Origin of the sequence: Vibrio echinoideorum (assembly GCF_024347455.1) — a bacterium.
In the GTDB taxonomy this organism is placed as follows: Bacteria; Pseudomonadota; Gammaproteobacteria; order Enterobacterales; family Vibrionaceae; genus Vibrio; species Vibrio echinoideorum.
Genome location: NZ_AP025483.1, coordinates 2,171,293 through 2,186,111 on the forward strand (window position 1 = coordinate 2,171,293; position 14,819 = coordinate 2,186,111).

The 14,819-nt window shown below is 44.5% G+C and carries 12 protein-coding genes; 4 read left to right on the plus strand and 8 right to left on the minus strand.

The window, feature by feature from the left end:
• Positions 1 to 249: 249 nt before the first annotated feature.
• The 5 genes from nhaA to OCV36_RS09845 all read right to left on the minus strand — a co-directional run bounded on the left by nhaA (position 250) and on the right by OCV36_RS09845 (position 7,427).
• A complete protein-coding gene (nhaA, locus tag OCV36_RS09825; RefSeq protein WP_029225002.1) occupies positions 250 to 1,413 on the minus strand; it encodes a Na+/H+ antiporter NhaA in 1,164 nt (387 codons plus the stop codon).
• A gap of 274 nt (positions 1,414 to 1,687) precedes the next feature.
• A complete protein-coding gene (locus OCV36_RS09830) occupies positions 1,688 to 2,836 on the minus strand; it encodes a lipocalin-like domain-containing protein (RefSeq protein WP_135455060.1) in 1,149 nt (382 codons plus the stop codon).
• Positions 2,826 to 5,279: an ABC transporter permease gene (locus OCV36_RS09835; RefSeq protein ID WP_029225003.1), complete on the minus strand. Its 2,454-nt coding sequence runs from the start codon at positions 5,277 to 5,279 to the stop codon at positions 2,826 to 2,828. The genes OCV36_RS09830 and OCV36_RS09835 overlap by 11 nt, the downstream gene beginning before the upstream one ends.
• Positions 5,260 to 5,931, minus strand: a complete 672-nt coding sequence (locus OCV36_RS09840) for an ABC transporter ATP-binding protein (RefSeq protein ID WP_020477143.1) — start codon at positions 5,929 to 5,931, stop codon at positions 5,260 to 5,262. Before OCV36_RS09840 ends, OCV36_RS09835 begins: the two co-directional genes overlap by 20 nt.
• A 122-nt stretch (positions 5,932 to 6,053) precedes the next feature.
• Entirely contained in the window at positions 6,054 to 7,427 is a 1,374-nt protein-coding gene (locus tag OCV36_RS09845) for an MATE family efflux transporter (RefSeq protein ID WP_135455062.1), read from the minus strand.
• Positions 7,428 to 7,523: 96 nt separating this feature from the next.
• Here OCV36_RS09845 and OCV36_RS09850 point away from each other — a divergent pair, with 96 nt between their 5' ends.
• Complete coding sequence (locus tag OCV36_RS09850; RefSeq protein ID WP_135455064.1) at positions 7,524 to 8,966, plus strand: DUF2867 domain-containing protein; 1,443 nt, start codon at positions 7,524 to 7,526, stop codon at positions 8,964 to 8,966.
• Positions 8,967 to 9,067: 101 nt separating this feature from the next.
• Here OCV36_RS09850 and OCV36_RS09855 read toward each other — a convergent pair whose 3' ends face one another.
• The 3 genes from OCV36_RS09855 to rsuA all read right to left on the minus strand — a co-directional run bounded on the left by OCV36_RS09855 (position 9,068) and on the right by rsuA (position 11,771).
• Positions 9,068 to 9,727 (minus strand): DUF2913 family protein, encoded by a 660-nt coding sequence (locus tag OCV36_RS09855; protein WP_017074638.1) that lies wholly within the window; start codon positions 9,725 to 9,727, stop codon positions 9,068 to 9,070.
• The gene (locus OCV36_RS09860; protein WP_135455066.1) at positions 9,727 to 10,944 is read right to left on the minus strand and encodes a Bcr/CflA family multidrug efflux MFS transporter; all 1,218 of its coding nucleotides are present in this window, start codon (positions 10,942 to 10,944) and stop codon (positions 9,727 to 9,729) included. Before OCV36_RS09860 ends, OCV36_RS09855 begins: the two co-directional genes overlap by 1 nt.
• Before the next feature lie 131 nt (positions 10,945 to 11,075).
• Positions 11,076 to 11,771, minus strand: coding sequence for a 16S rRNA pseudouridine(516) synthase RsuA (rsuA, locus tag OCV36_RS09865; protein WP_029225004.1), 696 nt, complete (start codon positions 11,769 to 11,771; stop codon positions 11,076 to 11,078).
• A gap of 97 nt (positions 11,772 to 11,868) precedes the next feature.
• Here rsuA and OCV36_RS09870 point away from each other — a divergent pair, with 97 nt between their 5' ends.
• From OCV36_RS09870 to OCV36_RS09880, 3 genes are all read left to right on the plus strand, one after another.
• On the plus strand, positions 11,869 to 13,611 hold the full coding sequence (locus OCV36_RS09870; protein WP_004734668.1) for a DEAD/DEAH box helicase: 1,743 nt from the start codon (positions 11,869 to 11,871) through the stop codon (positions 13,609 to 13,611).
• 104 nt (positions 13,612 to 13,715) lie between these two features.
• Entirely contained in the window at positions 13,716 to 14,114 is a 399-nt protein-coding gene (locus tag OCV36_RS09875) for a PepSY domain-containing protein (RefSeq protein WP_135455069.1), read from the plus strand.
• 28 nt (positions 14,115 to 14,142) lie between these two features.
• Positions 14,143 to 14,802, plus strand: coding sequence for a response regulator transcription factor (locus OCV36_RS09880; RefSeq protein WP_102552778.1), 660 nt, complete (start codon positions 14,143 to 14,145; stop codon positions 14,800 to 14,802).
• The last annotated feature ends 17 nt before the right edge of the window (positions 14,803 to 14,819 follow it).

The following is a 14,819-nucleotide window of genomic DNA, read 5'->3' on the forward strand; positions in this document are numbered from 1 at the left end:
TGTAAAAGGAGTTGTAGGTAGTGCGGGGAATATACAGGTAACGCGTTTAGGCCTGATGATATTAGAACTAATATTATCAGGTCATCAGACGATGAATATTAGCTAGGACATAAAATCAATAAAGCCGTGATAAGGTTACCTATCACGGCTTTTTTGTTCTTTGTTGTCACATGAATCGGGGGAACGATTCTGCGACTAAATTCTCGTTACTCAATGAGTAGGCTCGCAATTAAACGAGCCTACTCACGATTAAAGTTTTACTTCTTGTTGCTTCGTACTCGGTAGAGAAATACGTAGCAGGAAATAACCCAGAATTGCAGCTGTTGTCGAACCCATCAGGATACCTAGTCGAGCAAACGTATCAAACTCTGCGTTCGTTGGACCAAATGCCAGTGAAGAGATAAAGATAGACATTGTAAAACCAATACCACACAACACAGATACTGCGAAGATGTTCATGAAGTTGACACCTTCAGGTAGCTTAGCGATACCCAGTTTCACCGCACCCCAGCTGAATGCAAAGATACCTAGAGGCTTACCAATCAATAGACCCATAGCGATACCTAGCGGTAACATGCCTGTTAGGCTTGAGATTGAGATACCTTCCAACGAAATACCTGCGTTTGCAAATGCAAAGACTGGCAAGATTGCGAATGCCACGTAAGGATGCAGAGCATGCTCTAGGTGTTTCAATGGAGAATAGTCGCCTTTGTTACCTTTCAATGGGATAGCGAAGCCAATCACTACACCAGCCAATGTTGCGTGAACACCAGATTTCAACACTGCGAACCACAGAATTGCACCAACAATGAGATACACAGTCAGCTTAGTCACATGCTTGTTATTTAGCATGAACAGCACACCAGTTGCGATGAAGCCAACCGTTAGTGCAAGCGTTGATAGATCGCCTGAATAGAACAATGCAATGATAACAACAACACCAAGGTCATCGATGATTGCTAGAGCCAATAGGAATACTTTCAAGCTAACCGGTACACGGTTACCAAGAAGAGCCATTATACCTAATGCGAATGCGATATCAGTTGCCGCCGGGATAGCCCAGCCTTGAAGCGCTTCAGGGTTACCTGAATTAAACAGCACATAAATAAGTGCAGGAGCTAGCATACCGCCAACAGCTGCAATAGCAGGGAAGATTGCTGTCTCTTTAGATTTTAATGCGCCTTCTAAAAGCTCACGCTTAACTTCTAAGCCGATTAGAAGGAAGAACACAGCCATTAGGCCATCGTTAATCCAGTGGGACACAGACATACCAAGAACGTAACTATGAAGTACCCCTTGATACATTTCGTTCAATGGTGAGTTTGCTACAAACATTGCGATCGCCGCAGCGATGACTAGTATGATGCCGCCAGCAGATTCCATTTTAAAGAAGTCACGGATGACGTCGGTCATGATTTCGCCCTTATATTTATTATTTAAATAAACGAATAACAAAGAATAACCACGAGTGTATAGACAAGCCCAATCGATAGATAATCACTTCTTCGGATGTTTAACTTCGGTTTTTCCTACAAATACTAAACAATACGTCGTATATTCCATAATGTTGTTACGTAAGATGAATTAAGTATAGATGAGAACCTGGATGCTGTATGCAGAATTAATTTTAGAATCAAATTTGCGCAGATATAAAAAAAGGCTATCAAATGATAGCCTTAGGTGTTTTTTAGTAGCCAGTTAGCTGCATAAAGCCTGTCGCTTCATGACTTCCGCTCGCCATTATGGGGCCTTCCCAATATGGTATGACAAATGGCAGCCACATATCTCTGCGTTTGATGCGCGTCGTAAGATTGATATTGTGTTGTGGCACGTTGATTATCCATTGCAGTGGCATTCTTCTGCCATTCAGTAACGTTGTGTTCTGCAGAGGCTTGATAGAGATATCCGAATCCGTCAACTGATAAACTTTGCCAGAGCGGGTCGCCAACGTCCCGAAAACATAAGGTAACTGTTGATTGTGACGGTAGCGGTTAATACTTAACGCCGTGCCATCATCAAGGTTAAACACAAACCAATCCCAACCTTGTTGCCCTACTCCGAGTAAGCCACTTCCCCACTCTTTATGTACCCATGCCGTCCCTTCAACTTCCTTAGTAACACCGTCGAGATTCAGCACACCAGTCAATGATAAAAAGGGAGCGCTGAAGTTATAAGACGCAACAGGCAGTAAATCGTGTTTTTTCTGATAACCATTGTCTCCATTCAACACATATGGCCCTTTCGCCACAGTGTCCAGCTCAAGACCAAACGTATCCGTTTTTACTTGGAGGCGACCGGGGAACGGGGTATTACCCAATGCACGCCAGTTCCAGTTATCAATCCAAATTCTAAACGGACGACTCGTCACCCCCGCTTGGCCAATTCCACCACGCGCTAAACGCTGTTCTTTCCAGACTTTAGAGTCAGAAGAAATCACTACATTTGAAATATAGATTTGTGGACTTTGCCATCCCGGAGTTTCGCGCTCGTCTGTAGCTATACGAAAGAAGCTCCATTGAACCGAGTACTTCTTACCGTCATCCCCTTTTAGAGAAGCAAAGTAGTGCCACCATTCGTGTTGAAAATCAGGGTGGAATTGGAAGTCTCTCGGCAGAGAAACGGTTCTATCAGGCAGCACAGGTTCAAACACATTAAAGTGCTCGCTGACCAGCACCGAGTTAACTTCATTGACGCCCTTTTCACCGACATCAACGAAATAGGAGTAATAAGCCCAGAGACCTAAAAGAGCACCAAAGAAACTAACTAATAAAACAGATGATATCAGTCGGTGTTTGAGTTTAATTGAACCATTGCGTTGAAACATATTAAAGTGCATCCCTCAATGACTTCATCGGCGTGTTCCGAATCATTCTCATCACTGGTAAAGCTCCAGCGAGCATTAATGCTGCCATTGCCCACGCAAATGTCACTAAATAATCCCATGGAATCACTTGTAACTCGAGAGACCAGCCAAAAGATTGCTTAATGACGATATCAACGATTAAGCTCGCCAAGGCTAAGCCAAGCGGAATGGCTATTAAAGAGGAAATAAGCCCAAATACAAATAATTGTAAACTGCCGGTGAGAATCAGTTCTTTGGCCGAAACGCCTAAACAACGTTGCAGTGAAATATGCCTTTGACGCGACACTTCACCCGCAACGGTAGCAAAGAAGATACCGAAAACCGCAATCACTAAGGTGATATTGCCCAACGTATCGGCAATAGCAAACGTTCGATCGAACACACGCATTGCTTGGCTGTGAATATTATTATTATCGAAAATACGTTCAGAGCCGAGCCTAAATACGCTCTCTAATCGGCTTCGTAAACCGATGGCATTCACATCATCTTTCAATGTTACGCCAAGCCCCACATTGCCTTTTCCGGCAAATCCATACAACCAGTTACGATGTGACATCATCACTTGATGATAAGGGTTGCCATAATCGTAATACACCCCAACAACTTGCCAACCGGAACCTAGGCTGTCATAAAGATCAATATAGTCACCGGGGCGAATACCCAGTTTTAAAGACATGGATTCGCTGATCAATACACCTTTAGAGTGATGTAAATGATACCAATAGTTCGGAATACCTAACTTAATCGTTAGAGCTTCTAATTCACCTTCAGATGGGCCTGTACTCACAACCTGAATGCTGCCCACAGGAGAAGCGACGTCTTTTTCCCAACGCCACCAAACCGAATCAACCTCGGGTTGGTCCGACAGCCAATTGCTCATACGAGCAGCCGCATTGTTGGTTGGGTATATATAGAGATCAGCCGCCAAACGCTGCGTTAACCATTTATCCGTAGTATCCCTGAAGCTTCCGACCATGGTTTCAACACCAATATTAGCCGTTAACGCCAACATAAAGGCCATCGTCGCAACACCACGGTAGCTCATGCTTGAGGCTGCATCGGAGAAGAACCAACGAGCACGAACCCAACGTAATGAATAAGATAAACTGTTGAACAGTTTCCACATCAAGAACGGCGTAAACAGCGCCACACTCACCAGCATCAGCGCGATAATAGCAAAACCCGTCTCTTGGGTTTGAGGAGCTTGATACACCGCTACTGCAGCGACACAGAAACCACAACCTATCAATGCTTGCCAAGTAAACTCAGTGCCGGCAAAACGCATTAAGGACAATCGAGAGGTCAAACGAATAGGTTGGGATTTCAGTAAACGAACCAACGGCCAAGCGCACGCCAAGAATGCACCAAGCAATGCCATCAATAAGCTATAACCACTCCAACGCCAACTCCAGCTCAACGTTAAACCGACGTTAGCATCATAAAGATCGCCTAGGCTTGAAGACACTGCCGGTAACAGTTGATTCGCTAACATCACGCCAAATATATTGCCGCATATCCAGCTTAATAAAACCAAGATAAGCAGCTCTAAACAAAGTGCCTTCGTAAGCTGCCAACCAGATACACCCGTTTGTCTTAGGATTCCAACTAATGGTTGACGCTGAATAAATGAAAGTGACATCGCTTGATAGAAGATAAACAAGCCCACCACAAACGACAGCATACCCATCGCGGTTAAGTTCAAGTGAAAAGCACTAGTGAGTGATTCAAGCTCCGCCTTTGAGCTACGAGTAATCGTCAAACCATTTGGCAATATGTTCTTAAGACGCTCGAACTTCTCAGGAGGCATGTCTGAACAAGCAATGACCGAAAGCCCAGCGCTGCGTTTTAGCATTCTGAGCAATGAAATGTCCGCAATCAGGCGAGTACCATCAATAATATTGTTTTGATCGACAGCCACGGGGCCTAGCTCAGAACCGTCTAATAGATGAATATAGTCGCCACTTTTCCACTCCATATGTTCAGCAAGGTCATCACTGACAAGGATCGGATACGGCGGCTTCATGAGATTTAAGGTAGTGAGATCTTTTAACGCAACACCCGGCTGTAGTTGAAGCATAGACACGGGGTCTAAGCCAATCAGCATGAAATTCGCGCCGTTTTCATCAGTGATACGGTGATGGTCAAAAGGAGAACACTGTTGAAAGCCTTCACGGCGAAGTTGGATATAAAAGCCTTGCGGAATTTTATTGGCGTTGTGTTTTGGTCGAATACGATAAGGAAGAGGATTCGAAAAGAGTTTTTCGCCATGCGCATAACTTTGCTTGGCGTGTTGGTTAATAGCGGTAACACCAACCAAAAGTGATACGCCAAGGGTTAAACCAAGCCATACCAATATAATCTGAAGTGGGTAACGTCGATAGTGACCGAGTAGTGCCTTAACTACGGGCCATAACATGCAGTTGCCCTCCTTGTAGGCGGATACGACCATCCATATGTAGCGCTACTTTTTCACTGTGCGTAACCAGTAACAAGGTACATTCTAGCTGACGGGTTAAAGAGGTCAGCAAACGCATCACCGCTTCCGCATTGCGTTCATCGAGGCTTCCCGTAGGCTCATCGGCCAACAAAATCTTCGGTTCCATATACAATGCACGAGCAATCGCCGCACGTTGCTGTTGACCACCAGAGGCCTCTTCAGGGTAACGTCCAAGTAAAGGCATAAGGTCTAAAGCCGACAGTATCTGTCTCCAGAGCCCTTTATCTTCAGGCAAACCCTTTAATTGGCGACAAAAACGAATGTTGTCGGCAATATTAAGCGTTGGAAGTAGGTTGAATTGCTGGAAAATATGACCAATATTATTTCGACGATATGCGGTGCGATTACGTTCTGTCGAATCGTGCATATTGAAGTTTGGGAAAGCGATTTCACCAGAATCTACCAAATCTAAACCCGCGATAAGATTCAATAATGTACTCTTTCCTGAACCGCTTTCTCCCATTAATGCGAGTTGGTCGCCTTGGTTTAATGTTAACTCAGCACCTTGCAAAACAGGGTGAAATTCTCCCCCGTCGACATAGCCTTTACATAGGTCTGACAGCTTTAACATTAAACAGCTCACATTAGATAGAATTTGGAAGGAGAATCTACACTAATTCCCTGTTAGGAGGAAGTATTTTGAAAGATAGATCACACGCCAACGATAAAGTAGTGCGATCGATGCGCCCCACTTCAATTTCCTATTAAGTTTTTAATCCATTTTCTGGTTTTCATGCGATAGAGCGAACCACCCCACTTAATGACCTCTTCAGTCAAGAACAGCAAATACACCCATTCTGGCGGGAATTTGAAATAAATAGCGGCAACCGCAGCCAAAGGTATACCAATCACCCACTGAGCAATTAGGTCTTGATAGAGGCAGAACTTAACGTCGCCACCCGCTCTCAATACGCCAACAATCACTGTCATTGGGATTGAACGGATAACGATTCCGACACTTAAAATCAGAATAAATTTCTCGGAAAGAGCTCTGGTTTCTTCAGTCAACGCACTGAACGCATTCAATATTGGCATTTGCACAAAATAAAGGAAGATCGCCACAACAATACTGGTCAGGAAACACAAAATAGTTAGGCCAAGAGCTTGATAATAGACTGCCTCATTATTCTTCGCGCCAAGTTGGTTGCCAACCAAGACAGAAGCCGCATTCGACATACCAATCAATAGGCTCAGCGAGATAGACTCAACTGGCGTCATCACCGAAAGCGCTGCTAACCCTTGTACACCCGATTGTCCCATGATTGCGTGATAAGCAAATAGGCCACCAGCCCACGCTAAGAAATTGAACGTCGTTGGCAGCGATAATTTCAAAAAACGAACCACTTTCTCGACGGTTGCCGCCGCTTGAATATCGCAGAATTTGAAGGCTAATAAATGCTTTGAAAAATAGAGGTAACCATACAAGGTCGCGACTTCAATAGCGCCACTCATTACTGTAGCAATCGCCGCGCCTTTTATGCCCAAAGCAGGAAAACCTAAATTACCGAAGATCAGCACCCAGTTTAAAAACACATTAGAAAGAATGCCGATTCCGCTAAAGAAAGTACTGAGCCCCGGCTTATGCATTGCTCTTAGACCAACAGCCATGCTGCTCACACACGATACCGCCAACATGCTAAATGAGGTGATAACGATGTATTCCATACCCAAATTAATGACTTCTTGAGAATCTGTGGTCACACCCATGATTTGCGCGGGAAAAGAGATAAAGAACACAATCGTAAGCAAGGCAAACAGTGTCGAAACCAACCAGGTCAGTGCGGTACTTTCTCTGACTCCTTGTTTGTCGCCCGCCCCCCAGTATTGTGCCGTCAACAACGCACCACCTGTGGTAACACCAACTAGCATAATAGTCGTCACAAACATCGCACGGCTTGCTACCCCTACCGCCGCGATGTCTGCTTCTCCAAGCTGACCTAACATCAACACATCCACTAAGCCTCGGCTTGAAAACATAATGCTCTGTAAAGTGATAGGCAAAGCAATCGCAATAAGCCTACGAACAAAGTCACCTCGGGTGTGATGAATAATGGAAGAGAGCAACATAGAGATACCTAAACGGAACGTATTGATGAATAAAGATAAATATCGCGCTATTATATCAATGTTCGGTTTTTAACCACAGATATAAATGGAGTAACAATGAAGAAAGTACTGGTTTTAGGCGCTTCTGGATATGTTGGTTCGCAGCTCCTCCCTTTACTGCTTGAGCAAGGGTATCAAGTCACTGCAGCAGCAAGGCATATCGATTATTTACAGGCACGAACCGAACCTCACGATAATTTATCGCTTGAGTATCTTGATCTCGCAGATCAAGCCGCGACGCAGGCATTAGTACCCGATTTTGATCTGATATTCTTTCTAGTTCATGGGATGGCGGAAGGCCATGACTTCATTGATTACGAACTCAACTTAGCGCGTAACTTTATTTCGGCGCTTGGGCCAAAGAATCAACATGTTATCTATCTCAGTTCTCTTCAGCCTCAAACGGGCGATTCAGAACACCTTCAAGCCAGAAAAAAAACCGGACAGCTACTTCGAAAAGGGCCAGTTCCAGTAACCGAACTCCAAGCTGGTGTTATCATCGGCCCCGGCTCTGCGGCATTCGAGATCATGCGAGATTTCGTTTACAACCTACCAATCATGATTGCGCCAAAATGGGTAGACTCCAAAGCGAACCCTATTGCACTGCAGAACCTTAACCACTATTTACTGAAACTTGCACAAGACGCGCCAAGCGAAAGCCAAACGTTTGAAGTTGGCGGGCCAGATATCGTCTCTTATCGAAATCAGTTTGCTCATATTGCGAAAACGGCCGACCGTCCGCTCAGGCTTTGGGCAACATCACTGCTAACACCTAAAATCGCATCATATTGGCTAGGCGTCGTGACCTCCGTCCCTTCTAACATCGGTAGAGCGCTTCTCGCAGGCTTAAAGCATGACTTCATTGCCAGTTCTACCACTATCAGAGAGAAGTACCCTCAAAAACTCATATCGTTCGAGAGCATGGTTGAGCAAGCCATTCACGCTGAGGGAAACTTCGTCAAAAGTAATGTATGGGGGTTTGATAAAACTGCGTTCAAACGCTGGCAAGCTGGATACGGCTACTACCCAAAGAAAACCGGTGCAAGTATCACTTCAACAGCATCACTAGAATCACTATGGAATGTTGCTCAGCAGATAGGAAGCCCCAAACAAGGTTACTTCTTTGCCAACACTTTATGGCGCACACGTGAATGGTTAGATGTTCTATTTGGTGGCGGTATACCCGTTCGACAAATGCCAGAAGGACCAAACCTAAAAGTCGGTGACAAGATTGATTCGTGGAAGGTCATTCGTTGTGAAAAAAATCAGTTTTTATCTCTGCTTTTCGGAATGAAAGGCCCTGGCTTAGGTCGACTGGAAATTACGGTGTCTGACCACGGTGACTCTCGCGAACTGAACATTTCAGCTTGGTGGCACCCAAAAGGCTTCTTAGGGCTCCTTTATTGGTTCGCAATGATGCCAGCGCATCTTTTCATCTTTAAAGGTATGGTTAAGGCGATAGAGAAGCAGGCTAAAGAACAGATGCGAGATTCAGAGTAACAAGACGCGAAAAGAATAAAAGCAGATGCGAAGGGATTAAAAGCAGGTACAAACAAAAAGAGCAGGCTCAAATGGCCTGCTCTTCTAATCCAAATCTGCTATTAACCAATAATACTGATTGGAATTTCAGCCAGTTGGTTACCTTGGTTAGCAGGATACACGATATATTCACCGTGGTACTTCACCGCTGACTTATAGTCAGTAACTTTATGAAGCATGAAACCCGCTTCCATTGCTGCTTGAATAAACTCAGCGTGGTTACCACGAACAAACCAGTTCATCGGTTTAACCATCAACTCACCGTCGAAAGAGTCATCACACTGTTTGCCACAAAGTGCAAAAGAGTGTTCGCCATCCGTAAAGAATTGAATTTTTCCACCAGTGGTTAGCTCATCTTCGCTTGAAACGCTCCAACCCATCTCATACATCTTGTCCATAAAGGCTTCAACGTCACTGTCTTTCAGCGCTTTTGGCTCTTCGCCTTCAGGGAAGAATTTACCGTAAAACGTAGAAATACGTTTGAAGATAAAGGTCAAATCAGAGTTATTGCCTTTTGAACGTCCCTGCTTCTGCCAACGCACCAAATCGGGAACAATCACACGATCATAAGACTGAGCTTTAATCGCTTTCGTCACCCAACGAACTAAATAAAGGTTATTCGCAATAGGCGCATCAATCGCTTTACCTGCTTTATGCAGAGCGTAAAGCTCGCCCAACGCGTCATTCACTAACTTCTGAATTTCAATATAGTATTTTGACATTATGCCTTCTTTCCTAATGTCCAATATAGTAATGCTGACATTACTGCACACGCAGCCATTACCATAGCCATAGACCCAGCACTGTCACTTGGCAGCATCGCAACGATAGCACCAACGACAGAACCAGTACCAAATCTTAATGTTCCAGCCAGAGAAGAGGCTGTACCTGCCATGTTTGGATAACCACTTAACAGTAAACCCATCAAGTTACTGCCGATAGTAGAGATGGTTCCAATAAATAACATCACAAATGGCACAATTCCCCAAAGCCCGAGATCCAATGCCCAACCGACGAGTAAACCTAAGCCAGCCAGCAATTGAATGATCAACGCTGCTCTCAACATAGTGTGAGAACCGACTTTTTTAACGATTCGACCATTGACTGTTGTCATCAGAATCATCGCAACAATGTTCAGACCAAAAAGGTAGCCAAACAAGTCAGGACGCACGCCATAAACATCAATGTAAACAAAAGAGCCTGCGGTTAAGAATGCAAACATCCCAGAGAACGAGAATGCACCCGAGAAAATCAGGCCCATAACGGTCGGGTTTTTACATAAACGCGCGTAATTGCGAATCGTCGTTTTAAAGCGCAATGGCTGACGGTTTTCGACAGGCAATGTCTCAGGAATCTTAATCAATACCGCTATAATCACGATCACTGCAAAAATAGCCAACACCCAAAAAATTGAACGCCAACCGAACCACAATGCTAAGTAACCACCAATCATAGGTGCGATAAGTGGCGCAACCGTCATCACCAAAGTAACGAAAGACATCGTTCTTGCGAAGTCTTCACGGTCAAACATGTCGCGCACAACCGCTTGAATGATTACTGCGGCCGCCGCACCGGCAAAGCCTTGAGCGGTACGAACTAACGTGAGCGCTTCAATGCCATGAGTGGTAGCACTCACTACAGATGCGATCGCAAAGAGGAATACACCAATCAACAGAACAGGCTTGCGACCATAACTGTCGGCTAACGGGCCATGTAACAACTGACCTAAAGCAAAGCCTGCAGTGTACGCTGTGAGTGTGATTTGCACTTCACCTGCAGTTACACCTAGATCTCTGGCGATCGTTGGCATAGCGGGTAGGTACATATCGATTGCGAGAGGTGTTAAAGCACCAATAGCGCCCAGAACCAAAAATAGCATCCAACCTAACTGAGGCGTTTGGGGTTGTGAGCTTGGGGTCTGTGAGGTAGACGTTTGCATAACTCTCCGACTAAGTACTAGGTTTATGTGAGCACGAACATGCGCACAGCAATAATGGCTGAAACTGTCCTAGTACCAGTCAAAATAATCAGCCGACGCTATCCTTGGTCGGCTACATCACTAGATAGGAATTACTTCCAGATAGAGTCAACTTCTTCTTGTGTTAGATAACGGTATTCACCTAACTCCAAAGATTCGTCCATCTCGATTTCGCCGATACGCTCACGGTGTAGCGCTTCAACCTTATTACCAATTGCCGCAAACATGCGTTTAACTTGGTGGTATTTGCCTTCGTGAATCGTTAGAAGCACTTCGCGCTCCGCACGTACTTCAAGGTGTGCTGGAAGTGTTAGGCCATCTTCGCTCTTAAGCTGGATACCTTCTTTGAATTTTTCAACGTAATCGTCTTCAACAGGTTCAACCAACCACACACGGTATGTTTTCTCGCATTTGTGCTTTGGCGACGTGATACGGTGAGACCACTTACCATCGTCAGTCATTAAAACAAGACCGGTGGTATCAACGTCAAGGCGACCTGCAAAATGCAGCTTGTCCATTTTGATTTCATCAAGTAATTCAAACGCAGTGCGATTTGAGCTATCTTCATGCGAACAAACAAAGCCTTCTGGCTTATAAAGCATGATGTAACGCAGGCCGTGAACATGCAGTTCATTGCCTTGCCATTCCACAACGCACTCTTCAGTTACCTTGAGTGAGCCGCTTTTTTGAATGACATCATTAACTGTCACTGCTTTTGATTTTAATAAGTGTGTTGCTTCTCTTCGAGTGACGCCTAACGCATCGCACAGAAATTTATCTAAACGCATGAATACCTCAACTAATCTAAGTCGGGTATTATAGTCACCTTTGCTCAATTAGTTGAGCTATTTCACACTATTTGTTTTTCACCATACAAGACTCGATATGTATACACTCCGCCCGTACCAAGCCGACTCCGTAAAATCAGTGATTCATTACTTCAGAAAACACCAAACTCCTGCGGTTTTGGTACTGCCTACTGGCGCAGGAAAAAGCCTTGTGATTGCTGAACTGGCAAGGCTTGCTAAAGGTCGTGTTTTAGTGCTTGCTCACGTAAAAGAACTGGTAGAGCAAAACCATGAAAAATATGAAGGTTATGGCTTAAAAGGTTCGATTTTTTCCGCCGGTTTAGGCCGCAAAGAAACCGACCAACAAGTGGTGTTTGCATCGGTTCAATCTGTGGTTAGAAATCTCGACTCATTCTCTAATCAGTTTTCATTGTTGGTTATCGATGAATGCCACCGCGTTCCCGATGAAAAGACCAGTAGCTATCAAAAAGTGATCACACACTTACGTGAGAACAATTCGGGTATTAAGGTGCTTGGGCTTACTGCAACACCATATCGCCTTGGTATGGGTTGGCTTTACCAATATCACACCCGTGGCCAAGTGCGTTCTGAAGAGCCACGTTTTTTCAGAGACTGTATTTTTGAATTACCGATTCGCTACCTGCTCGACGAAGGTTTCCTCACACCAGCACGCATGATTGATGCTCCAGTTCTGAGCTATGACTTCTCGCAGTTAAAACCAGCAAGCACTGGTCGCTATAAAGAAGCAGAACTCGATATGGTGATCGAGCAATCGAAACGCGCCACGCCGCAAATTGTCGACCAGATCATTGAACTGGCCAAAGACAAGCTCGGCATCATGGTGTTCGCTGCGACCGTTAGACACGCACAAGAGATCCTTGGTTTATTGCCGGAAGGTGAGTCATCCATCGTTATTGGAGATACACCAACACTCGAACGCGACCAAATCATCAGTGATTTCAAAGAGCGTAAAATTAAATTCTTGGTCAACGTATCGGTATTAACCACAGGCTTTGATGCCCCTCATGTCGATTTAATCGCGATTTTACGCCCGACAGAGTCCATCAGTTTGTACCAACAAATCGTTGGCCGTGGCTTACGTTTATCTCCGGGCAAAAAAGAGTGTTTAGTGCTCGACTATGCAGGCAACAGTTACGATCTTTATCAACCTGAAGTGGGCGACCCAAAACCCGATTCCGACAGTGAAATCATCACCATCCCCTGCCCTGCTTGCGGCTTCAATAATAACTTTTGGGGCAAGCTAGACAGCAACGGATTTTTACTTGAGCACTTTGGCCGTAAATGCCAAGGCTACTTTACCGATGAAGACACAGGCGAACGTGAACACTGCAACTATCGTTTCCGCGCGAAGTATTGCGGTGAATGTGGCGCTGACAACGACATCGCCGCGCGTATTTGTCATGAGTGTGATGCCACCTTAGTCGATCCAGACAAAAAACTTAAAGAAGCGCTGAACCTGAAAGATGCCTTAGTGTTTGAATGCTTAGAGATGGACCTTAACGTTCTCAAAGACGATAAAGGTAAATCACAACTTAAAGTCACCTATCGTGGCGAGAACCAAGCGCAAGTTCATGAATTTTGGTCATTAACTACCAAGAAGCAAAAACAAAACTTCAAAGATCAATTTGTTCGTCCTCATCTTGCAGACAGGCATCGCCCTTTTGAAGAGGCTTCACCAACGAAAGTAGTCGCTCACCAACATCGATTCCGGCCACCTCAATTCGTGATTGCACGTAAAGTCGGACGCTTTTGGAAAATGAGAGATAAAATATTCGAAGACGAGCTTCAACAGCGCTAACGTCTCACTTTTCGAGAACCTAAATCTCATTATTAATCAGGTTCACTTTCTGTTCAGAATCACTTTTTTATACTGAACGCTATCAACCTTCTCTAGGATTCGCTATGTTTAGTAAAGCTATGATTTCTTTGTTTTCTATCAGCTTAGGCTTATTGGTTTCTGCCAATGTCTGGGCTGACTCAGATCATAACGGTCATGACCTTGTACAAGATGTTCATAAAGCAGGAACTCGTATCGAATTTGAAGAAGATCAAGACGAAGTCTACGAAGCCGTACGCGAAGGCTATATTCGCCCTTTCTCAGAAATGTATGCGGCAGTTGAAAACGATCTGCATGGTCGAATAATTAAAGTAGAACTAGAAGAAGACGATGATATTTGGGTTTACGAGCTCAAAATTAATCATCAAAACAACATCATTAAAGTCGAATACAACGCTGAAACGTTAGAAATGTTGATGATAAAAGGCCGAAACTTTAAAGACGCCATAAAAAACACCAACTAATAATTCATAACAATAAGAAGAGTAAAACATGAAAATTTTAGTCGTTGAAGACGAACCTCGTTTAGGCCAACAAATTATTGAAACACTTGAGGGAGCAGACTGGGTACCAGAGCTTTCTCAAGATGGTATTGACGCACTCTACCGTGCAACATCAGAAGAATGGGACGTGATTGTTCTCGACCTAGGCTTACCAAAGCTAGACGGCTTAACCGTATTGAAAGGTATTCGAGACGAAAACATCAATACACCGGTCGTAATTTTGAGCGCTAGAGATACGCTGACTCAGCGTGTAGAAGGTTTGAATGCAGGCGCTGACGATTACCTAACTAAGCCATTTGAGATGGTAGAACTGATTGCTCGAATCCGCGCTCAGTTGCGCCGTGCATCTGGCAGTGCCGCTCCTATTCAACAAATTGGCGACCTAAGCCTAGACACGCGCAGTTCAAAAGTACTGTGGCAAGGTCAAGCTGTTAGCCTAACGGCTCTAGAATATAAAGTGGTTGCGTACTTCATGCATAACCAAAACAAGGTTATCTCACGTACGGAGTTGGTTGAGCACATCTACAAACAAGATTTCGACCGCGATTCAAACACGGTTGAAGTTTTCATCGGTCGTATTCGTAAGAAAATCGCACCAAAGATCATCAAAACCGTTCGTGGCCTTGGCTACCAACTGAATGCTGAATAATGCTGTATTTAATTAAG

Excerpts from the sequence above, each read along its gene's own strand:
- OCV36_RS09860 (WP_135455066.1), bottom strand. The coding sequence starts at position 10,944 with ATGCAAACGTCTACCTCACAGACCCCAAGCTCACAACCCCAAACGCCT.
- OCV36_RS09830 (WP_135455060.1), bottom strand. The coding sequence starts at position 2,836 with ATGCACTTTAATATGTTTCAACGCAATGGTTCAATTAAACTCAAACAC.
- OCV36_RS09855 (WP_017074638.1), bottom strand. The coding sequence starts at position 9,727 with ATGTCAAAATACTATATTGAAATTCAGAAGTTAGTGAATGACGCGTTG.
- rsuA (WP_029225004.1), bottom strand. The coding sequence starts at position 11,771 with ATGCGTTTAGATAAATTTCTGTGCGATGCGTTAGGCGTCACTCGAAGA.
- OCV36_RS09845 (WP_135455062.1), bottom strand. The coding sequence starts at position 7,427 with ATGTTGCTCTCTTCCATTATTCATCACACCCGAGGTGACTTTGTTCGT.
- OCV36_RS09880 (WP_102552778.1), top strand. The coding sequence starts at position 14,143 with ATGAAAATTTTAGTCGTTGAAGACGAACCTCGTTTAGGCCAACAAATT.
- OCV36_RS09870 (WP_004734668.1), top strand. The coding sequence starts at position 11,869 with ATGTATACACTCCGCCCGTACCAAGCCGACTCCGTAAAATCAGTGATT.
- OCV36_RS09875 (WP_135455069.1), top strand. The coding sequence starts at position 13,716 with ATGTTTAGTAAAGCTATGATTTCTTTGTTTTCTATCAGCTTAGGCTTA.
- nhaA (WP_029225002.1), bottom strand. The coding sequence starts at position 1,413 with ATGACCGACGTCATCCGTGACTTCTTTAAAATGGAATCTGCTGGCGGC.
- OCV36_RS09835 (WP_029225003.1), bottom strand. The coding sequence starts at position 5,279 with ATGTTATGGCCCGTAGTTAAGGCACTACTCGGTCACTATCGACGTTAC.
- OCV36_RS09850 (WP_135455064.1), top strand. The coding sequence starts at position 7,524 with ATGAAGAAAGTACTGGTTTTAGGCGCTTCTGGATATGTTGGTTCGCAG.
- OCV36_RS09840 (WP_020477143.1), bottom strand. The coding sequence starts at position 5,931 with ATGTTAAAGCTGTCAGACCTATGTAAAGGCTATGTCGACGGGGGAGAA.